Source organism: Vibrio olivae (assembly GCF_042428525.1).
GTDB classification, from domain to species: Bacteria; Pseudomonadota; Gammaproteobacteria; order Enterobacterales; family Vibrionaceae; genus Vibrio; species Vibrio olivae.
Map to the genome: position 1 here is coordinate 1,433,492 of NZ_JBHMEP010000001.1, position 21,171 is coordinate 1,454,662.

21 protein-coding genes are annotated in these 21,171 nt (G+C 48.0%); 9 read left to right on the forward strand and 12 right to left on the reverse strand.

Annotated features, from left to right (window positions below; translation table 11 throughout):
* Positions 1-103 precede the first annotated feature (103 nt).
* Positions 104-1,063, forward strand: a complete 960-nt coding sequence (locus ACFFUV_RS06515; protein ID WP_390190609.1) for a nuclear transport factor 2 family protein — start codon at positions 104-106, stop codon at positions 1,061-1,063.
* 84 nt (positions 1,064-1,147) lie between these two features.
* On the opposite strand, the gene ACFFUV_RS06520 is transcribed toward ACFFUV_RS06515, so the two are convergent.
* Genes ACFFUV_RS06520 through ACFFUV_RS06530 form a run of 3 tightly spaced genes read right to left on the reverse strand, consistent with a single transcriptional unit; the run spans position 1,148 to position 3,238 of the window.
* Positions 1,148-1,318 (reverse strand): hypothetical protein, encoded by a 171-nt coding sequence (locus tag ACFFUV_RS06520; protein WP_390190610.1) that lies wholly within the window; start codon positions 1,316-1,318, stop codon positions 1,148-1,150.
* Positions 1,319-1,327: 9 nt separating this feature from the next.
* Positions 1,328-2,227: an alkene reductase gene (locus ACFFUV_RS06525; RefSeq protein ID WP_390190612.1), complete on the reverse strand. Its 900-nt coding sequence runs from the start codon at positions 2,225-2,227 to the stop codon at positions 1,328-1,330.
* Positions 2,228-3,238, reverse strand: a complete 1,011-nt coding sequence (locus ACFFUV_RS06530) for an LLM class flavin-dependent oxidoreductase (protein WP_390190613.1) — start codon at positions 3,236-3,238, stop codon at positions 2,228-2,230.
* A 180-nt stretch (positions 3,239-3,418) separates the two neighbouring features.
* Here ACFFUV_RS06530 and ACFFUV_RS06535 point away from each other — a divergent pair, with 180 nt between their 5' ends.
* Positions 3,419-4,111: a hypothetical protein gene (locus tag ACFFUV_RS06535; RefSeq protein ID WP_390190615.1), complete on the forward strand. Its 693-nt coding sequence runs from the start codon at positions 3,419-3,421 to the stop codon at positions 4,109-4,111.
* Between the two features lie 410 nt (positions 4,112-4,521).
* A complete protein-coding gene (locus tag ACFFUV_RS06540) occupies positions 4,522-6,447 on the forward strand; it encodes an oxidoreductase (protein WP_390190616.1) in 1,926 nt (641 codons plus the stop codon).
* A gap of 62 nt (positions 6,448-6,509) precedes the next feature.
* Here ACFFUV_RS06540 and ACFFUV_RS06545 read toward each other — a convergent pair whose 3' ends face one another.
* Both ACFFUV_RS06545 and ACFFUV_RS06550 read right to left on the reverse strand, forming a co-directional pair.
* Positions 6,510-7,406: a LysR substrate-binding domain-containing protein gene (locus ACFFUV_RS06545; RefSeq protein ID WP_390190617.1), complete on the reverse strand. Its 897-nt coding sequence runs from the start codon at positions 7,404-7,406 to the stop codon at positions 6,510-6,512.
* A gap of 212 nt (positions 7,407-7,618) precedes the next feature.
* The gene (locus ACFFUV_RS06550) at positions 7,619-8,542 is read right to left on the reverse strand and encodes a LysR family transcriptional regulator (protein ID WP_390190619.1); all 924 of its coding nucleotides are present in this window, start codon (positions 8,540-8,542) and stop codon (positions 7,619-7,621) included.
* Between the two features lie 108 nt (positions 8,543-8,650).
* Between ACFFUV_RS06550 and ACFFUV_RS06555 the strand changes: the two genes are divergently transcribed.
* Together ACFFUV_RS06555 and ACFFUV_RS06560 are read left to right on the forward strand one after the other, a co-directional pair.
* Positions 8,651-9,100, forward strand: coding sequence for a nuclear transport factor 2 family protein (locus tag ACFFUV_RS06555; RefSeq protein ID WP_390190620.1), 450 nt, complete (start codon positions 8,651-8,653; stop codon positions 9,098-9,100).
* A gap of 42 nt (positions 9,101-9,142) precedes the next feature.
* The gene (locus tag ACFFUV_RS06560) at positions 9,143-10,090 is read left to right on the forward strand and encodes an LLM class oxidoreductase (protein WP_390190621.1); all 948 of its coding nucleotides are present in this window, start codon (positions 9,143-9,145) and stop codon (positions 10,088-10,090) included.
* Positions 10,091-10,135: 45 nt separating this feature from the next.
* On the opposite strand, the gene ACFFUV_RS06565 is transcribed toward ACFFUV_RS06560, so the two are convergent.
* Positions 10,136-11,068: a LysR family transcriptional regulator gene (locus ACFFUV_RS06565; protein WP_390190622.1), complete on the reverse strand. Its 933-nt coding sequence runs from the start codon at positions 11,066-11,068 to the stop codon at positions 10,136-10,138.
* A gap of 107 nt (positions 11,069-11,175) precedes the next feature.
* Here ACFFUV_RS06565 and ACFFUV_RS06570 point away from each other — a divergent pair, with 107 nt between their 5' ends.
* The 3 genes from ACFFUV_RS06570 to ACFFUV_RS06580 all read left to right on the forward strand — a co-directional run bounded on the left by ACFFUV_RS06570 (position 11,176) and on the right by ACFFUV_RS06580 (position 15,156).
* Positions 11,176-12,228, forward strand: a complete 1,053-nt coding sequence (locus ACFFUV_RS06570) for an MBL fold metallo-hydrolase (protein ID WP_390190623.1) — start codon at positions 11,176-11,178, stop codon at positions 12,226-12,228.
* A 213-nt stretch (positions 12,229-12,441) separates the two neighbouring features.
* Positions 12,442-12,873, forward strand: a complete 432-nt coding sequence (gene nsrR, locus ACFFUV_RS06575) for a nitric oxide-sensing transcriptional repressor NsrR (RefSeq protein ID WP_390190624.1) — start codon at positions 12,442-12,444, stop codon at positions 12,871-12,873.
* Positions 12,874-13,047: 174 nt separating this feature from the next.
* Positions 13,048-15,156, forward strand: coding sequence for a TonB-dependent receptor (locus ACFFUV_RS06580; protein WP_390190625.1), 2,109 nt, complete (start codon positions 13,048-13,050; stop codon positions 15,154-15,156).
* Between the two features lie 55 nt (positions 15,157-15,211).
* Here the strand turns inward: ACFFUV_RS06580 and ACFFUV_RS06585 are convergent, their stop codons facing one another.
* The 6 genes from ACFFUV_RS06585 to ACFFUV_RS06610 form a co-directional block, all read right to left on the reverse strand.
* Complete coding sequence (locus ACFFUV_RS06585) at positions 15,212-15,985, reverse strand: IucA/IucC family C-terminal-domain containing protein (protein ID WP_390190627.1); 774 nt, start codon at positions 15,983-15,985, stop codon at positions 15,212-15,214.
* A 1-nt stretch (position 15,986) separates the two neighbouring features.
* Complete coding sequence (locus ACFFUV_RS06590) at positions 15,987-16,802, reverse strand: ABC transporter ATP-binding protein (RefSeq protein ID WP_390190628.1); 816 nt, start codon at positions 16,800-16,802, stop codon at positions 15,987-15,989.
* Positions 16,803-16,830: 28 nt separating this feature from the next.
* Positions 16,831-17,862, reverse strand: a complete 1,032-nt coding sequence (locus ACFFUV_RS06595) for a FecCD family ABC transporter permease (RefSeq protein ID WP_390190629.1) — start codon at positions 17,860-17,862, stop codon at positions 16,831-16,833.
* Positions 17,855-18,868: a FecCD family ABC transporter permease gene (locus ACFFUV_RS06600; protein ID WP_390190631.1), complete on the reverse strand. Its 1,014-nt coding sequence runs from the start codon at positions 18,866-18,868 to the stop codon at positions 17,855-17,857. Before ACFFUV_RS06600 ends, ACFFUV_RS06595 begins: the two co-directional genes overlap by 8 nt.
* Positions 18,868-19,752, reverse strand: a complete 885-nt coding sequence (locus ACFFUV_RS06605; RefSeq protein ID WP_390190632.1) for an ABC transporter substrate-binding protein — start codon at positions 19,750-19,752, stop codon at positions 18,868-18,870. The genes ACFFUV_RS06600 and ACFFUV_RS06605 overlap by 1 nt, the downstream gene beginning before the upstream one ends.
* A 197-nt stretch (positions 19,753-19,949) precedes the next feature.
* Entirely contained in the window at positions 19,950-20,678 is a 729-nt protein-coding gene (locus tag ACFFUV_RS06610) for an AraC family transcriptional regulator (protein WP_390190634.1), read from the reverse strand.
* Between the two features lie 125 nt (positions 20,679-20,803).
* Between ACFFUV_RS06610 and ACFFUV_RS06615 the strand changes: the two genes are divergently transcribed.
* A complete protein-coding gene (locus ACFFUV_RS06615) occupies positions 20,804-21,142 on the forward strand; it encodes a tRNA-binding protein (RefSeq protein ID WP_390190635.1) in 339 nt (112 codons plus the stop codon).
* Positions 21,143-21,171 lie beyond the last annotated feature (29 nt).

Below are 21,171 nucleotides of genomic sequence, written 5' to 3' on the forward strand. Positions count from 1 at the left end.
TCTCTGCACCCCGATTATCAATCAAAACGAAGTGAATAAAATGGGCTTTGGCGTACGTCCCTGACGAAGACCGCCAAAGAAACCTGTTTAGGAGAAAATAATCATGAGTTTAACTTCAGACCGCTCAGCACTTCGTAACCTCATGGATCGGTTTGCCGATTTTTGGCTCACCGGTGAGTCAACAGCCATCCAACCCGCGCTTGCCAGCGATCTTGGATTAATTAGCCACCAACACGGGCGCTGGCACGGCCCTCAACAAGCACTAAATGCGATTAAACACGACACAGCAAGTGGTACGCTGTACGGTCAAACATCTAATCATTATATCGCTGTCGAGCAAGACCAAGCCGTCTGCAGCATGTACTTATTTGCGATGGCGCAAAACCGCCCTCAGTATTTCCTATTTGGAAGTGCATTAGTCATGCATTTTCGCCGTGAAACAACAGGTTGGGTTATTGAGAAAATTCGCTTACAAGTAAACTGGTCACACGGCGCACCAGAGCTAATGTCACATTGGAAAAATACGCCAAATGAACAAGGCTGGGATTTAGCCAAAGAGCCACCCGTCTTGATCAGCGAAGTGCACTCTCCCTGGGCTTTAATGCCCAATGCGCCGGTTGCAGACGATTTACCGCAAGCACTGGCTGAACTCTATGCGCGATATTCATTCGCGGTTGATCAAAATGACATCGGCCTTTTAGCCACCACGTACACTCAAGACATTGAAGGCGGCTTTGCGCCCGCTGGCAATTTTAGCGGCTATGATCAAGTCATCAGTCTTTTGAAAAATTTCCGTCATTTGGCGGCGGTATGGCAACACTTTGCTCGTATCGTGCGTATTGAAGATGAAGGCGATGGACAACATGCCAAAATGATTGTGGCACGAATCATCCCAGAAAGACCGGTGTCTGAAAACGGCGATCCTATTTACGGTGCCCATTATCAGTTGCGAGTACGTAAAGGCGCAGATGGACAGTGGCGCGTATGCTGGACCGACTACCGAACAGGTTGGTTTAGTGAGCAAAATATTCCTGCGTTTGATATTGGTCGCGCAACGGCTTAAAGACCTGCTAAGAAAAATAGTCAACCACAAAAAGAGCCACTTAATGTGGCTCTTCGTTTGAACGTCAGGCAACCGTCTCAGCCCTTATGGCTCATATCGCGGGTAATCCACATACCCTTCACTGCCTCCACCATAAAAGGAACTGCGTTTCACTGGTGCCCACGGCCAACCATTAGCAATACGCTCCACCAAGTCTGGATTAGAAATAAACGCGCTACCAAAAGCGATAAGATCCGCTTGGTTGTGTTTAATCATCTCTTCGGCTTATTCAGCGGATATCCCCCCAGCCAGAATCAACACTCCATGCCAACGCTCACGAAAATCTGATAACAGTGATGTTTGATGGACCTTTTCGGTTAAGGCGAGATGAATATACGCGATATCACGCTGATTCAGCTGCTCCGCAAGGTATAAATAGGTTTGCGGCGTATCATCAAACAGCGGCATATCTCCTATCTGATTGTAAGGAGACAAACGAATGCCCACTTTTTCGGCACCGATTTCTGCGCAAACTGCATCGACAACCTCAAGCGTAAAACGGCTGCGACTTTCCAAGCTTTGCCCTCCATAGCGATCATCACGTTTATTGAGCTTCGGGTTGATAAACTGCTCAAGCAAATAACCATTGGCCGCGTGGATTTCAACGCCATCAAACCCAGCTTGCATCGCATGGCGCGCCGCAACGCGAAACTGGTCAACAATATCCGTAATTCCACTTTCATCCAGCGCTTGCGGTTCACTGGCAGGGATATTACCCGGATTACCCTGCGCATCGTAGGCAAAGGCCTGACCGCCTGCCAGTGCGACACTACTTACTGGTGGCTGCGCATTAGGCTGAATACTCCGATGAGAGACACGCCCCACATGCCATAACTGCGCAACAATTTTGCCCTGCTCCGCATGGACATTATCGGTAACGGCTTTCCAAGCACTCACTTGTTCACCACGATAAATTCCCGGCGTGTATAAATACCCAGTCCCCTGCTCTGAAACCGGAACGCCTTCGGTAATCAATAACCCTGCGCTGGCTCGCTGGCGATAGTACGTCGTGGTGAGTTCATCAGGTATCCCTTGCGGTGAGCGCGCTCTGGTCATTGGCGCCATCACAACGCGATTTGCCAAAGGTAACCCTTTAAGTGACAGTGGAGACAGCAAGTTTTGCATTTACGCCTCCTCACTAAACCAAGCTTGCGCAATCAATTCATGAGATTGAATACGAAGCTGTGGGTCGTGAATCCATGAGTTAATCATGATCTCGTCAGCGCCTGTTCGTTCAACCAGAGAATCAATACCTCGGCAAACGGCGTCTGGCGTTCCCCATAACGATTCTCTCAACTGGCTGAGAATTTGTTGCTTGGCCCCAGGGCTCCACACCTCATCCATATTCTCGACCGGTTTTGGCAACAAGGTTTCTACGCCACGTCCAAGGTTATGGAACTTCTGCAGTTCAGTGGTGGCTAAGAACTCGGCTTGTTTTTGGCTTTGCGCTGCGACCGCATTGACACAAATAATCACATACGGTTTCTCAAGCTGTGGTGACGGTTTAAAATGCGTTCGGTAAATATCAATCGCGTGCAACATGGCATCGGGCGCAAAGTGAGACGCAAAAGCAAAAGGTAATCCCTTTTGCGCCGCTAACCGGGCGCTGAACGTACTTGAGCCAAGTAGCCACAAAGGCACATTTAGCCCTTCGCCCGGTATCGCTTTAACATGTTGACCCGGTTTTGCCACTCGAAAATACGACTGTAATTCTTCAAGCATTTCGGGAAAATCCAGCCCTCTTGCCGTGGTATCACGGCGCAAAGCACGCATGGTACTAGAATCCGTGCCTGGCGCGCGTCCCAACCCTAAATCAATACGCCCAGGATAAAGAGATTCAAGGGTTCCAAATTGCTCTGCAACCAACAACGGCGCGTGGTTAGGCAGCATCACGCCACCAGAGCCTAAACGAATGGACTGCGTTTTTGCGCCAATATGACTCAAAATCACCGACGTTGCCGCACTCCCAATATCGCGTAGGTTGTGGTGTTCTGCGACCCAGAATCGATGAAACCCTGCTTTTTCGGCTGCTATCGCCAATTGAGTACTTGAATGAATCGCATCACTGACGGTCGCTCCCTCACCGATGGTCACCAAGTCTAATAAAGATAATTTTACGTTTGTATTGTTGGGCATATGACTTTCTCAATAAGTTGGTTTGTTTTATTCACCTAACGGCTTACCAACATTATTGATGGAATGGTTCGGGAGAATAAACCAGCTTCACTTCCTATCACTTGAGCCATAATTTCCATAATCACGTTAAATCAAAAAGGTAAAATAACCATTCAAAAAATATATTATTTAGGAAAAGTCATGAATTCAGCTCAATTTTATTCTGCAAAAGATATTGCCCATCGATGGTTTGCTTATTTTGAAGGGGAAACAGAAACGCTCGATACGCATTTAGCTCTGTTTAGCGATAATATTCGTCTGGTCCACGCAGGCTCGCACGTACTGGCCAATAATTTGCCAAGTTTAAAGGCTTGGCTAAAATCCGTTCCCGATGAAATCAGTGCACACTTTATCGACACATTCCAATTTGAATCACTCGACCAATACAGTGCAAAAATAACTATGAGCGTGCGCTATCAAGCCCTTGATCATAACCAGCGTTTAATCGGGGCCGTGATTGATTATCAAACCGAAGTCGAATTTGACCAATACAACAACGCACGCTTTCGTTTTATCCAAAAGACGCCGATACATCCCAACCCTGACCAACGTTTTACTCCCTCCTTTAATCTCAATCGCATCGAATCTCTGCGCGCGCATCTACTCTATCGTCATCATCAAACGCGCCAAACCACGGAGCTTGAAAGCACTGTAAACCTCAAAGCACAAGAACCGTTTTCACAGGCTCTCAACGCACTATCAGAAAATCAGTTAACCACACTGCCTATTTTGTTTCTTGACGAATGGAATGACCAGGATAGGCCTACCACACATCTAAGCGTTCAACACAATCGACAACGCTATCTGAGCATTCTGAATGTCGCCATCGAATGAATCTGGCCTCCCGTTTTCCAATCACATATCTAAAAAGAGCCGACAACTGGCTCTTTTTTCGTTCTAACCGGCTCCTCTTTGTGGAAAAAGAAATTTAAATATAACGGTTAAATCCAAACACTTGAGAATTTATTTCTATAATCAAAATCATTTGTTAAAAATACAAAATAATCACGATGCAATAACTTATTGTTTTCTGAATTAATTGATATTTTCACGTTATTTCTTTGCTCAACCTTGTTACACAACCCTAACCAACTACACGATTATTTTCCACATTCACAACGTGGATTTGAATAAGATTACGCCCTAAAATCCATTCAAACTCAGCCCTAATCAATATTCTAAGTTGATATTAATAAACACATTTCTAATTTGATTATTACTATTAATTTCTAAGTGAGCACACTATGTTAAAAAAAGTTTTTGAACCAATTACGATTGGCAATATGGTGGTAAAAAACCGCTTTGTAGTCCCACCGATGGTTTCTAACTACGCAGCCGAAAATGGTCACTGTACCGAACAATTTATCGCGTACCACGAAGAAAAAGCCCGCGGTGGTTGGGGCCTCATTATTGTCGAAGACTACAAAATAAACCCACAAGCAGGTGGCTTTATCAAATTGCCTGGCTTGTGGTTGGATGAGCAAATTGATAGCCACCGAGCGTTAACCGCTCGCGTTCATGCTCACGGCGCAAAAATCGCAGCGCAAATCTACCATGCTGGACGTGAAACCAGCGCTGACATCACCGGTGTACAGCCGGTCGCCCCGTCTGCCATTCCGGATCCTGTGGTCAATGCGATGCCTCGCGAATTAACCGTCGAGGAGATTAAAGAACTTGTCGAGCAGTTTGGTGACACCACATTACGCGCCAAAAAAGCGGGCTTTGATGCGGTGGAAATTCACGGCGCACACGGTTACTTGGTCAACCAATTTATGTCTCCGTTCTCCAACAAACGAACCGACCAATATGGCGGTACAATTTTAAATCGCGCACGCTTTGCACTAGAAATCATTGCCAATATTCGCGCTAAAGTGGGAAATGACTACCCTCTCATCTACCGCATGTCAGTCAATGAGTTCGTTGAAGGCGGATTAACCACAGAGGACAACAAAGTCGTCGCGATGCTTTTGGAAGACGCTGGGATCAATTTGATTCATGCCTCGAACGGGGTTTACGCTAGTACCGAAGCAATCATTCCACCGACCGCAGTCGGCCATGCGTGGAGTGCAAACATCAGTGAAGAACTCAAAAAAGTGGTCGATATTCCCGTCATCGCGGTGGGAAGAATTAATGATCCGCTGATTGCTGAATCCGTGATTCGCGCCAAACAAGCCGATATGGTGTCTATGGGACGCAGTTCGCTGGCCGACCCACACTTACCCAATAAAGCACAAGCCGGACAATTTGACGATATCATTCGCTGCATTGGCTGCTTGCAAGGCTGTATACAGCGCAACGCGCAGCAACTGCCCATAAAATGTTTGGTCAACCCAATGACGGGCCATGAGTCAGAGCGTCAACTCACACCTGCCGAGCAATCAAAAAAAGTGGTTATCGTCGGTGGTGGGATAGCCGGCATGGAAGCGGCGATCGTTGCTGCCAAACGAGGCCATCACGTTGAGCTTTTTGAAAAACATAGCAAACTCGGCGGGCAATGGGCGCTTGCGGCCATTCCTCCAACGAAAGAAGAGCTCAGTTCGTTCACTGTATGGCAAGTCCATCAACTCAACGCATTAGGGGTGGTGATTCACCTCAACACCACGCTTACCCCACAATTGATTGAAGCGTTACAACCAGACTCCGTGATTCTCGCCACTGGTGCCCTGCCGTTTGTCCCCAATATTGAGGGGAAAGACCTAGAACATGTATTGAATGCCAATGATGTGTTACAGGGCAGCGCAGAGACTGGCCATAACGTGGTGGTGATTGGCGGCGGTCTGGTTGGGTCAGAAACCGCAGCGCACTTAGCAAATCATGGGCGCCGAGTTTCGATTATCGAGATGAATGACGATATTTTTGTCGGTACGCCACACGCCACAAAGCACTATCTATTGAAGGACCTACGCGCCCACGATGTCGCGATTCACACTAACACCCAAGTCCAATCAATCACTCCAGACTCTGTAACGGTGGTTGATGCCAAGGGCAACCCGCGCCGGCTTGAGGGCGTCGATTCTGTTGTGATGGCCATTGGCTCACGCCCGGTTTCAGTGATTGAAAGCGAACTGAAAAAGTCGGTGCCAGAGGTCATTACCATCGGGGACGCGCTGCAAGTCAGAAAAGCAATGGAGGCGGTCGAAGAAGGCTACCTCGCCGGTATGGCGGTTTAACATTCACGCCCCGCGACTTTCAGTCGTGGGGCTTACGCTCTTCATCCACCCGGCGACGCTGGCTACTCGTAGTGAATCTTTAATGCGTCACGAATCAAAGAAAATGCCGGGGATGGCTGACGCCGGCTTGGATAATAAAGGTAATAGCCATCAAATGGATCACACCATTCTTCGAGAACAGCCACTAACTCCCCACTGTCCAGTTCTGCGCGAATCTCACCTTGCGGCACGAACGCAATACCCAGCCCTCGTTTTGCAGCGTCGATCATCGCAGTGGTGGTATTGAACGTCAATTGCCCATCAACACGAACATTGTATTCTTTGCCATCGCGGTCGAACTCCCAAACATAGAGACTGTCATGCGTCGGAAATCGCATGTTAATGCAGTTATGCTCGGCAAGATGCTCCAATGTTTGCGGTTTGCCGTTTTTTGCAAAGTACTCCGGTGAAGCCACCGCTGCCATGCGCATTTTCGGGCCGATCGGCACAGCGATCATATCTTTGTCTATGGTGTCGCCAAGCCGAATACCCGCGTCAAATCGATCAGCAACAATGTCGCGAAAGCCATAGTTAATATCAAATTCAACTTTGATATCAGGATACTCTTTTAATAACTTCTCCAACTTCGGCAACAGGATTTCATTAACCACGCCACCGCCACAGGTAATACGCACTGTACCAGCGGGTTTATCACGCATTTCAGTCAGCGCATCCAGCGCCATTTCCATTTCATCCAAGCGCGTGCCAATCGACTCTAACAGCCGCTCACCCGCCGGTGTTGTAGAGACGCTACGCGTAGTTCGAGTAAGCAGGCGTATGCCAAGATGTTCTTCCAAATTGCTCATGGCTTGGCTGAGCGCTGACTGAGTGAGACCCAATTGAGCCGCAGCGCGAGTGAAACTTTTAGCCCGAGCAACATGCGCAAAGTAGAGCAGATCATTGAGGTTTCGTTTCGCCATCCGTGACTCCATTAATTAGCATAGCTAATTATCTGTTAATGTATTTATTAGCAAGTACACTCTTTTACCGAATAAACTGACGATGGTAAAGCCATTGTTTACTACGTAGATATGCAGCGACTACGATTTATCAAACATCGTTAGTCATTGATGATGAATAGAGAGCCAACACCAAACGGCGTTAGCTTATGCAAAAATGAGGGATGATGAGGCTACATGGAGTAGACGGACGTCGGCCTGCGAGCATCCTCAAGCAGTGCATCAATCACTAAACGTTGACGCGGTTTTAAATACCGCGAACGCGGCCATACAGCATGAATCGGCATTTCGGCACCGGCGTACTCTTCGAGCACCGCAACTAACGCACCACTTGAAAGATGTTGATGCACCAGCCAAGTTGGCAACTGAGAAATACCAATCCCATCTAAAGCAGCGTTGACCATGGCATCACCATCGCTGTAATCATAACGGGCTCGAATCGCTTGAGAAAAAACATCACCATTAGCATTGCGAAATAACCAAGCAGGTTGAGAGCTGCGGCGGCTACCAATAATACAATCATGTTCGGTAAGCTCAGCAGGCTGCTTTGGAATGCCTTTCGCGGCTAGATAATCTGGGCTGGCACAGACGACAAGTCGCTGGCGGCCTAGACAGCGGGCCACCAAATCTGCGTCATCTTCTAACGTGCCAATACGGACCACGAGATCAACGCCTTCATCAATTAAATTAACCCGTCGCTCGCTAAAGCTCACTGAGAGATCAAGATTAGGATGTTGCTTGGCCAGACGCGATAAAATCGGCATCACATGTCGACGGCCAAACGCAGCCGGTAAGTGAATATTCATTCGCCCAGACACCTGGCTGCTCCCGGCCACCACGCCTTGTTCTAAGCTTTCAATCTCATCCAATATGCCAATCCAGCCATCAAAGAAATGTTGACCTTCTGGAGTCGGGGTTAAGCTGCGCGTAGTGCGGTGCAATAACTTGGTACCCAGCTTCTTTTCGAGCCGCGTGACACTTTTACCAACAGCAGAGCCCGTCAACCCTAAACGCTCCCCCGCCGCTGTAAATGAACCGGTTCGTAAGGTTTCAACAAACTCAACGACTCCGGAAAATTGCGTTTCGATTATTTTCATTATAGAACCCAAGGATGAAATAAATGGAATTTAAACTGTATTATCATTTTTAAACAAGTCAATACAATAGCCTCTATCAATAAAAATCGCCAAACAACGAGGCTCAACATGACTGATATCAACCAACGTATTCATCAACTCTTAGACCGTGAAGAGATTCGCGCTTTACGCCTACGCTATAGCCAACTACTCGATGGTGGGCAAGCCCAGCGTATGGGCGAAGTCTTCACGGAAGACGCAGAAGTCAAAGTCACCGTAGGTTCAATGAAGGGACTTGAGGCGATCAAACAAGGGCTTGCCGATGCTTATCAGAGCTTTGATAGCCAAGGCCGTCAGCACTTTCCTTTTGTGCATGCCGTGACCAACCATGAGATCACCATCACCGGAGAAAACCAAGCGCAGGGCCGCTGCTATTTGTTGGACTTCGTTACTGACCGTGAAGCAAACCAGCATCCCTTTTTGCTGTTGGGCCGCTACGAAGATCAGTACGTTCGGGTCAACGGAGAGTGGCGAATCGCCTATACAGAATTGGATGTCGTTTGGCCAGAGCAAGCCTAATCGCGTCACGTTTATCCACACTACAATATAGGAGCCACGGTTATGAACGATGCTTCTTCTCAGTCGGCAAGCTTTTCACGCGTCTTTGCCGATAAAAAACTGAGTGTCGGGCTATTGACCCCACTAGAAGCGTACCCAAATACGCCCTTTCCGAACTTGGCACACCACCAAGATATCGCAAAACTGGCGGAAGACGCTGGGTTTGCCAGTATTTGGCTACGTGATGTGCCATTTTATGATCCTAACTTTGGTGACGCCGCGCAGATCATCGACCCATTTGTCTATGCTGGATATCTTTCCGCTGTAACTCGGTCGATCACCCTCGGTACAGCAGGCGCCATTTTACCTCTGCGTGACCCAATTGCGGTTGCCAAACAAGCGGCGTCAGTAGATTTACTGACCAATGGACGTTTTGTGCTTGGCGTATCAACGGGGGATCGTCCGGTCGAGTACCCAGCCTTTGGCAAAGACTTTGATAAACGCGGAGAAATGTATCGAGAGTCGGTGGAGATGATCAATACTCTGCACCAACAAAGCTTTCCACGCTTTCACTCTAAGCACTATGGTCAGCTTGCCGGCAGTTTAGATTTGCACCCAAAACCGGTGAATAAGCGGATGCCGATTATGGCAGTAGGTCGCTCTCGCCAGCCGATTGAGTGGTTAGCCAATAATGTTGATGCTTGGATATGGTCAGTGGATGATGAAAGTGCGATACGCGATATCATTGCCTCCCTGAACATCGCCGCCGAGGATAAACCTGCTCCTCACTACGGTTACGCAACCTTCTTTGATTTAGATGCGAATCCTGATGCGCCGTACCAACGATTTTATAACGTGGTTCGTATTGGTCGTAATGCGCTTATTGAGCGCTTGCTGTCGCACCAAGAACTCGGAGTAAACCACATCGCATTAAACCTAAAACCGTCTCGCCGTCCGGCCCAAGAGGTAATTGAAGAAATGGGGCAATACGTTCTGCCTCATTTAGGCTAACTGTGCATGCCAGCCCTGCAAACGGTGCTGGCATCATGGCTTGTCTCAACTGGCGATACATAAGTCAGCATTCAGCTTTCTATCCCAAGGCGAGACCGTACCGCCAAAGCGCTCGACCAAAAAATCAACCAACAAACGTAAATTCAGAGGCTGATGTTCGCGAGACAAATACACCGCGTGAATACCTAAAATCTCCGGTTGCTCATGGATTAACAAAGGAACCAATTTACCTTGTTTAATCTGCTCTCCGATATAAAAAGTCGGTAGCATGCCTATCCCAGCGCCGCACAACACCGCTCGGCACACGGCGTCGGTTTCATTACTTTGAAAATACCCCTTCACCGGAACCTCAACCAAACTCTGATTCTGAATAAACCGATAATGCCGATGGTTACCTGCCACATGGGTAATACAGTAGTGATTCTGCAGATCATCCAAGCTACTCGGTTTGCCGTGCTTCGCAACATAGTCTGGCGAGGCACACAATACCGAATGACACATCGCTAGTGGCCGAGCAATTAATGTTGGATCCAACGTATTGGTAATTTTAATCGCTAAATCAAGCCGATCTTTTACCAAATTAGCATGGTTGTGCCCTACGGATAAAATGATCTCTATCTTCGGATAACGGTGTTGAAACTCCACCAAGGCCTGAGTGAGTTGTGCGTCGGCAAACGATCCTGATGAGGCGACTCTGAGCACGCCAACAGGCTCTTGGCTACGCTCCATAGCGATGTTCTTGGCATCCTCTACCGCTAACAGCATTTTCTTACATGCCGGTAACGTTGCAACACCCGCATCAGTCAAGCTCACCTTACGCGTGGTGCGATGCAACAGCCGGGCACCAAACCACTGTTCTATCGCCGCAAGATAACGGCTGACCATTGCCGTCGACATATTTAAATGCTCCGCGGCTTTGGTCAAACTCCCCTGCTCAGCGATTTCTATAAACACTTTTGCCGCAGTTAGTCGGTCCATTATCTCATCTCACGCAATAATCAATTTACTGAAGTGGAATTTATCAAACGCCCTTGGCTGTATACAGTGACCCACACTAAAAAGTAAAAAATTTTAAGGGAATTATTATGTTAAAACTTCATCGTTTGGCTTATTCGACTCTTGCTATTGGTTTATTAGCCGCCTGTTCTTCCACCAGCAGTGCGATACCTGAAGCACCTTCAACCGTTGGCGCAAGTTATGTCCAAGCCTCAAGTACTAAAGCGCTACAACCGGGCGAAAAAGTGGCCAACCTCTTTCAACTCAATATGAAAACGCCTTACGTTTTGCAACGTTTGACTGACCGGACTTACTGGTATGAATCAGGGTTTTACGCCACCATTTTTTATGTTGGTGACCAAGGTGTATTACTGTTTGATCCACTGGAGCAACGCGCTGAACCGATCTTAGAATCGATTCGCTCGGTTACCGACAAGCCGATCACTGCCATCGTCTATTCACACGATCACGCGGATCACCTAGCGGCCACAGGCCCACTGCTAGAGATGCTAAAAACCACACAAAGCCAAGCTCCTGAAATCATCGCATCGCAAGCGACTGCCGAAAAAATGCAGCTGCTGGACAGCCATCTTCCGCGCCCAACCAAAGTCATTCCGTGGCCTGATGGCAAGTTCAAATTTGAAAACTTAGACGTTGAGCTTCACGGCTTTGAACACGCCGCTCATACCGACGATCACGCTGCTTGGTTGTTGGTGAATGAACGGGTCTTGCACGCCCCAGATTTGCTTAATGCCGACCAGCCCCCGTTTTGGAACTTTGCTGGCTCAGAGCGTTTCACGTTTCTAGTCGATAATTTGAATACCGCCAATGCCCTCGACTGGGATTACTTTAACGGGGGACACGGCAACGTTGGGTCTCATGCCGACTTTGCATTTCACCTGAAATTCATCTCAGACTTAAAAGCCGCAGTTGGTAAAGCAATGGGCGAAGTACCGTTTGGTTACGGTGTGGATCCCGATAAGATCAACGCCCACACCGTTATGCTACCCACTTGGTACGATGAAATTGCCAAGCGTGCAACCGATGCGCTTCGTCCAACTTATGGCGACTATTACGGCTTTGAAACCGCCACTCCGGCCAACGCAGAAATGATGGCTGAATACCTTTACAGTTACCGTTAATCCATTTATCCACGCCTTTTAGCGCCTTGTTAAGCAAGGCGCTCTTTTTATCTTTCTACGTCTCTGACCTTGCAATAACCGCATAAAAATGCCGAGTGTTATCAGTACGATATGCGCAACCTGTGCCATAGTTTTACAACCTTAATTTGGCAAATTGTACCTTAATATGGCGTTATGAATTACACTCATGTTCTTTGCGCGATAGGTTTCATTATGCAACTGACAAGTTTTACTGACTACGCACTCCGAACGCTGATTTATGTCGCTTCTCTTAATGATGAACGGCTGACCAATATCAGCGAAATTACTGAGTTGCTTGGTGTTCAACGCAGTCATATGATGAAAATCGTCAACAAACTGGCTCAGCTTGATTACTTAGAAACCATTCGCGGACGTCATGGTGGAATACGACTTAAAATGCCCGCAGAACAGATTTATGTGGGTAAACTGATGCGCGACATTGAGCCACTGAATTTAATTAATTGCTCTCCAGAGTTTTGTAGCATCACCTCAGCCTGCCGACTAAAAAATAAAATCGAACAAGCGAAAGTAGCGTTCCTCAGTGAGTTAGACGAGTGTTCTATTCTGTCACTTGTCGAAAACAACGAAGAGCTGATGATTTTGCTCGCTCCTGCCAAGCCCTAGTATTTCTCTCCCCCCTAAGTTGGGTGTCTTGGTGTATCAATACGTTTTGCGCTCGTCTTCAAGTATTCATAAATGTTCTTAGTTATAAGTGTTTAGTTTCGTCTTGTTAAAATCTGTTTATGATATTAGTTATCGTTTACATTATCATTTACATAAATTTACAAGGAGAGTCTAATGTCACTTTCAAAATCTGCCGCTCGTTTATTTATTTTAACGCCACTGGCTTGTGCTGTTGCGTCGCCATTTGCCATCGCTGAAGACGATGATGCCGATATCGTCGTGATCGCATCAAGCCGAACCGATTCAGTTAAAGCCAACACTCCTCAAGTTGTTACCGTGATTTCTCGTGAACAAATTGAGCAGCAACTGGCCTTTACTACGGATAGTTCACAAGTTTTATCCAACCTGCTGCCAAGCTATTCGCCGAATACTCAAAAACTCAATAACAGCAGCCAAACATTTCGTGGTCGCTCGGTACTTTATATGATTGATGGCGTGCCTCAATCTAACCCGTTACGTGAAGGCAGTCGTTCTGCACATACCATTGATCTCTCAATGGTGGAACGTATTGAGGTGATTCACGGTGCCAGTGCCATTCACGGCTTAGGGGCGACAGGCGGCATCATCAACTTTATTACCAAGTCCAACAGCAGCGCCCAACCTTTAAAGCAACATATTAGCCTGCAGACAACCTCGGCGACAGAGAACATCGACAGCGATACCATGTCGTATAAGATCAACTATCAAGCTCAAGGCGCAACCGACGATTTCGATTATCTCGTGGGGTTCGTCGGCGAACAACAAGGCGTATACCTTGACTCTGATGGCGACTACATCGGTGCGGCGACCGTTCGCGGCGATATTATGGACTCAAAAAGCTACGATGCATTTGTTAAGTTAGGTTACTGGCTTGATGACGACCGTGACCTTCAATTCTCTTACAATCGTTACCAGCTCAAAGGCCAACAAAACTTTGTGAGTGTCAGCGGTGACCGAGACAATGGCATTGCCACCTCTTCAGTCAAAGGGACTCCTGAGGGAAAAGCCCCCTATAATAAGGTTCAAACTGTCAATCTGGTGTACACCGACCGCGATCTCGCAGGCATGAAGCTCAACGTGCAAACCTTCTACCAAGATTTTACGGGTCGCTATGGCGCCACAACGTCCTCCAGCTTTCAGTACCCTAGCACACCGGACACCATCTACGACCAATCACAAAACGAGTCCGAGAAGTTTGGCGCGAAGTTGTTGCTGTCGAAAAGCGGATTGTTTGATGACAAACTCAAAGTCTCAACTGGGCTAGATTTATTGCGAGATACCACCAGCCAACAATTGATTTTAACCAATCGCAGCTATGTACCAGAAACCACGTACGATAACTACGCGCCGTTTCTGCAGCTTGAGTTGACACCCATTGAATCACTTTCTCTTCAAGCGGGAGTACGTTATGAACACGCAGTGCTGGATATCGATACGTACCAAACCGTCGCGGCGCGTAATGGCGTGACCGTACAAGGTGGAAAACCGGATTTCGATGAAACCGTGTATAACGCCGGCGCCGTTTATCACTTAACACCTCAAGTCAGCGTGTTTGCCAACTATTCTCAAGGTTTTGGCATGCCTGACGTAGGTCGCGTACTTCGTGGCGTTAGCACCACAGGAGAAGATGTTGATGATCTGATTGACCTCTCACCGATTGTAACAGACAACTACGAAGGCGGTTTGCGCTTTAATAACCAAAGTGTTGATTTTGAAATCAGTTACTATGAATCCAATTCTGATTTAGGCAGTCGCATTGAAGAAAATAATGGGCTGTATACCGTTAAGCGCGAGAAGAAAGAGATTCATGGTGTTGAAACATCGCTGGCTTGGCGTATCAATCCTGCCCACACAATGGATGTCGGCTACTCATACATTCAAGGGAAATCGGATACTGATGGTGATGGCTCTGTCGATACCAAACTGTCTGGCGCTTCCATTCCACCAAACCGTCTACGCGTTGCGTGGACAGCGCGATGGAACGAAACGCTGTCTTCTATGTTGCAAGCCAATCATGCCTTTGATCGAAGCTTTGATGATGAAGAACTTGAGTTTGATGGTTACACCTTAGTTGATGCATCAGTCGGTTATCAATTACCCGTCGGTAAGCTAAGCGTCTCCATCGCTAACCTGCTTAACGAAGATTACTTCACTTACTATTCGCAAAGTGCCTATAAGAACGACGACTTCTACTTTAAAGGTCGCGGACGCACGGTAAGCTTGGCGTATAGCCTCAACTTCTAATCGGTTGACTGGAACCAGGCGTAAAACGCACGGCCATGGCCGTGCGTTTTTTATGTCAGCCTTTCGGCTTTTTCTTCAAAAGCAGCGGACAAGTAGAACAGTACTCGGCAGGTTTCGTCGCTTGGTAATAGTAGCAACATGTGCGTCGCATGCGTACAGGCTCAGCATGCTCGATGTACTGGCGCTTTGGCCGATAAAAACGCGTCAGTGGGTTTTCTTCAAGCCCAAAAATAGTGTGATTGTGCGCATCGACAATAAACGCGAAATCCGCTTCAGCCTGATCGCGATCATGCCCATCAACCGCTGGCAAAATGCGCCTCTCATAGATGCTAAAGACTCTTACAGCGACGTTTTCCCATAAAATACGCGTGGAAATCCCCGTCAAGCGATGAAAGTGAGTCACTAACGGCGTCAAATGGTGAGCAAACACTTGTTTTAATAGCGCCTCGCGCCATTGGCGGCGACATCCTTGCAAGGGGAATATCGCCGTCTCCAAGATAGATAAGCCGGAGCGCCAAAGCCTATGTTGCAGTTGATACTCAAAACTGCAGTTCTCAATATGACCATTAATGCCTTTATTGAATACCGACATTGCATACAGCGTCGGCGCGAGCAATAAAAACGCGCTGCGCTTAATCACCAGCGATGCGGTGACCGCCAATGTCGGCGCCCCTAATTCAGGACAAATCGATTCTAAAATCTCCAGCGCATGTTGCGAATTCAATAGGTGCGAAGCATCCGTCGACCACCGCGCATCACGCTCATGCCATGGCTTAAGGCCAAAGGTTGAAAGCTTTTGCCATTCGTCTCGTGTGAATTGGTGCATCATATTAGACGTGGCTGAGCTTGCGGCCTTTGCCTTTGGGTACGCACATTGGCGTTCCAAACAAAGGATCTTGCGTTAAATGACAGTCCATATCGAATACTGCTTTGACCATATCGACATCTAAAATCTCTTCGGGCGGGCCTTGACGAAACACTTCCCCGTCTTTCACCGCGACCATTTGATGAGCATAGCGACACGCCAAATTAAGATCGTGGAGCACCATAATAATGGTGGTTTTCTGGGTGCGATTGAGCTCAAACAGCAAATCTAAAATTTCGATTTGGTGGGTCAGATCGAGATAAGTGGTAGGCTCATCCAATAGCAAAACATCGGTTTGTTGAGCAAGCGCCATGGCGATCCAAGCACGTTGTCGCTGACCACCTGACAACGTTTCTACAGCGCGATGAGAAAGCGCCAGCATGTTGGTTGCTTTTAATGCCTGCTGCACTAACTGCTCGTCATGTTCTGTCCAACTTTGTAACCAACTTTGATGAGGGTAGCGCCCTTGACGAACCAACTGTTCAACGCTCAACCCTTCGGGGGCAATCGGCCCTTGCGGCAAGATCGCCAGTTGGCGTGCAACCTGTTTACCTGGGATTTGGTGCAAGTTCTGTTGATTGAGAAAGATATCGCCAGAAAGTGGCGTCAGCAGCCTTGCCATCGATTTCAATAACGTCGACTTACCACACCCATTGGCGCCCACCAAGACCGTAATTTGGTTGGGTTCGATATTTAAATCCAGAGACTGAATGATGGTCGTTTGCTGGTATCCCAGCACCAGTTCTTTGGTCGCCAGTGGGCTCGAAGGTTTGGTTGTCATGATGAATATCCCTTAATGATGACCATATTTAAAAGCGTTGACGAAACAGTAAATAAAGGAAAAATGGCGCGCCAATGGCAGAAACAAAGACCCCAGCAGGAATATCCAAAGGCTGAAATAACATGCGAGCGCATAAATCAGCGAGTACAACCAGAATTCCTCCAACCAATGCACTGGCTGGCATCAATAGTCCAAAACCGCGAGTAACTAAACGCCGCGCAATATGCGGCGCAATAAGCCCAACAAACCCAACCGCTCCCGCGTAAGCAACGACGGGCGCCGCCAGTAATACACTGAGAGCAACCAATATCATGCGCAGCTTTTGGATTGATATACCCAGCCCGATAGCGATGTTATCGCCAAGTTCCTGTGCGTTAATGCTGCGCGTAAACAGTAAGGCGCAAGGCAAGGAAAGCAGTAGCCATGGCAGCAGGGCTTGAACATCTTGCCAATTCGCTCCATAAATACTGCCTGTGAGCCAAATGTACGCAGCCAAACTGCCAGACACCGAACCCGTAGCCAACATAAAAGTGGTCACCGCACTCATCGCTGCTGAGATACCAATACCGACCAGAATCATGCGCATTGGCGTCACGCCACCACGCCAAGCCAAAAGATACACCAAGCTTGCAGCAAAGACGGCGCCGATAATAGCAAACAGCGGCAACCAGGCCATACTCAAACTCAGTTGGAAAAAGCTCAAGAAACACACCGCCGCGGCGGAGGCGCCAGAGGTAATTCCCACGACATCCGGTGAAGCCAGCGGATTGCGTATCACCGACTGCAATATAAGCCCAGAACAACCTAGACCCGCTCCAACCATCAGGCCCATAATCACTCGAGGTAAGCGCAGCGTTTCCACCACCAGCGATTGCGCCTGTGAGGAAGAATGCATCAAAGCATTGATCACCTCACTCGGCAGCAACCAAGTGGATCCCGCCGATAACGACAGCATGCTGATGAGCGCGGTGAGGATTAATAATCCCATGAGCATCAGCAGTGATGACACTGGCAGACTAAACGACCCCAAACGGCTGCGATATATCCATTGTTTAGGCATCACGCTTTCCTTTTCTGGCGAGATAGATAAAAAATGGCGTGCCAATCAACGCGGTCATAACGCCGATCGGTACTTCTTGCGGCGCAATCATCAGTCGCCCAGCCACATCCGCGATCAAGAGTAAACTCGCTCCCCATATCGCGCTAAGTAGCAGCAACCATTTGTGATCATTGCCGACAACGGCTCGCGCCATATGCGGAACCACCAAACCAATAAACCCAATATTTCCCGCCATACTGATGGAAGCGCCGGCCAATATGATCACCAGCACACTTAGTGCCGCCTTCAGCAAAGTGGTGTTCACTCCCAAACCGGTGGCGACATCATCGCCCGAGAGCAAGATATTCATGTGAGGGGCTAAAAACAGCGCAGCGAGCATCACTCCCAAAAGGTACGGCAACACAGGAGTAATAACGTCTAATTCACGCCCCGAGACGGACCCAGCAACCCAAAATAAAACACTATCAACCCCCTCTTGACCAACAACCAGTATTCCTTGAGTAAATGCCATAAATAACGCCGTGACAGCAGCGCCCGCCAAGACCATTCGTACTGGTGATTGAGCGTCGCGCCCCATACTACCCAAGGTATAAACCAAGGCTCCCGCCACTGCTGCACCTAAAAACGCAATCCACACTAAGTCACTCATGGCGCTCATCGCAAACCACTGCGACGCGAGGACGATAAAAAATACGGCGCCGGCATTGACACCAAAAATCGCTGGGGATGCTAATGGATTGCGCGTCAAGGTTTGCATTAACACCCCTGCTACGGCAAGCGCGGCGCCCACCGAAACGGCAACCACAGAGCGTGATAAGCGTATAGTGGTGACTATCACGTGCTCTATGGCGCTTGGGTCTGGGTGCCAAAATGCCAGCCACACGTCTTGCAATGATACCGAATACTGACCTAAGGCGAGGCTAGTAACAAAGGCGCCAACACAAATCAGTACTGATAACACCAATACGCCGTAACGGATAAAAAGTTGGGCATGCATCGCAGGCATTATTGCTCGCCTTTTGGCAGCTGATAAATCTCGGTGAGTTCATCAAGCATTAAGTTCGCCCCCAAAATCCCACCAGACAGTAACCAGGCGACTTGGTTAACCTCATAAACTTGTTGGGTTCGCGGCGCTTTAAGTACCTGCCAAAGGGGATGACTGCGCCAAGCTCGATAATTTTGTTGCACCGCCGGCTGATTACCGTGGCTTATCACGAAAAAGACGTCCGCATTGATGCTAGGTAACGACTCTTTGGTCTTAATTTTCATGCCCCATGTGTCGTTATGACGAATGGGAAACTGGAAGCCAATCGAACCTAATACCGAGCCCGCAAAGCTGTTGTTTAAATAAATTCGAAGATGGTCAGCACGGACATCAAGAATGGAAGCAGACAGCGGCCAGCCGTTGCTTTTGTGTTTAATCTGTTGACGAAAGTCTGCCACCCTCTGCTGCCAAGTTTGCCAAAGCTGTTGAGCTTTAGCCTCAGTTGCCGTCACTTTTGCCGCTAAAGACAGCGTCTGCTCAAAATCGTATACATTGTCTGTCATCACCGTTGGCGCAATTTTCTTCAATTGGGCGTAGATTTTTTCATGTCGAGCGCGAGCGCCGATAATCACATCAGGTTTAAGTGCGGCGATATCTTCAAGGTTCGGCTGAGTTTCTAACCCGAGGTGAGTCACACCTTCAAGTGAAGGTCGCAAGTAATGATACGTCGGCTTTTCGGTCCAAGAATCAACCACTCCCACGGGTTGAATCCCCAGTGCCACCAGCGAATCGGTCGCCCCTTGAAACAGAGTCACAACTCGCTGAGCGGGCTTATCGAGGTTTGTTTGCCCCATGGCATGCGAGACCTGCAGAAAAGTGGCTTGGCTCATCATCGAAATAAGCATAAGAGAAATCCCAGCCAAACAACGGAGCATTTTGTGTTTCAAGACTCGCACACCGACATACCTTTTTATCTATTAAATACCAACGTCGCTGATAATAATGATAATTACTATCAAGTGCAATTGATTGTTAACTAGCGCTAAGTCTCCGTCTTTTCAGGCAATAAGTACGCCTTTTCGGTCAACTTTTACCGTCCAGCTCAGGTTATAGTCTGGTTTTGTCGATGGTGGTAATGTTTTGGTGCTTGCCCATAATACGTCAGGAAACGCCTTGTAAATGCGCTCGAACTTGCATAGCCGACACGTTCAGCCACCAGAGTGATGGGCAAATCCGTATTGGTCAGCAATACCTTCGCCTGCTGCATGCGAATTTTGGTGAGGTATTGCATCGGCGTCATCGCCAACTGCTGTTTGAATAGCCATTTAAATTGGGTACTACTTAAACAAGCAATACGGGCTAAATGTTCTATCGAATGCGCTTGGTCAATCTCTTGCTCAAGCACAGAGAGGACTTTCGCGATGCGATTATCGAGCTTGTTACTCGGCTTTTGGTTTTCAAGCAAAGCGAAAAGAAGAGACACAATATTTTGCTCGACAGTTGGCGCAATTTGCGTCCCAAGCTGGGTTTCAATATAAGCAATGTAATGAAGCGCTGGCGCATCCAGTTTGATCGCAGCGTCAATGTGATCAAGTAACGGACGCGGTAATTCAGGGCTATCAATCACTAAAAACCGAAAGTCTTGGCGAGCTTGAAACTGATGATGGCAACCTGCGGGAATCAACACACAGTCGCCATATTTGGCGACAAAATAACGCTTGGCCACGGTTAGCTCGATTTCCCCTTGCAAAGGGATTAAAACCTGATGGTGATTGTGTTCATGACCTTTCGAAACAGGTTGATAGCTACGAATGGTGATACGTGGGCGCAATGTGAATTCCTTTTGGTAGCCCCTCTTGGTAGAGCGAAAAGCACTTACCATAACGAGGCGGCTGAACGAGGTCAATATCCGCTCTACGGCCAACAATAACAACCTTTAACTTACTAGGACACAACATGAATTCATTACAGTGGAGCGACTTTCAGAAAGTCGATATTCGTGCGGGAACGATTGTTCAGGCGCAGCCATTTCCCGAAGCTCGGCGTCCGGCGTACAAACTGCACGTCGACTTTGGCCCTCAAATTGGTATAAAAAAGACCAGTGCCCAAATTACCGATCTTTATGACCCTCAAGAGTTGGTCGGTAAACAAGTGTTGGCCGTGGTCAACTTCCCACCCAAGCAGATAGGGCCCTTTATGTCGGAATGCTTAGTGACAGGGTTACACCAAGCCGATGGCTCCGTGGTATTAGCCAGCGTTGACAAGCCATTAGCCAATGGCGCTCGGCTGGCCTAATCACCTCGTTTGACTCGCTGGTTATTGAA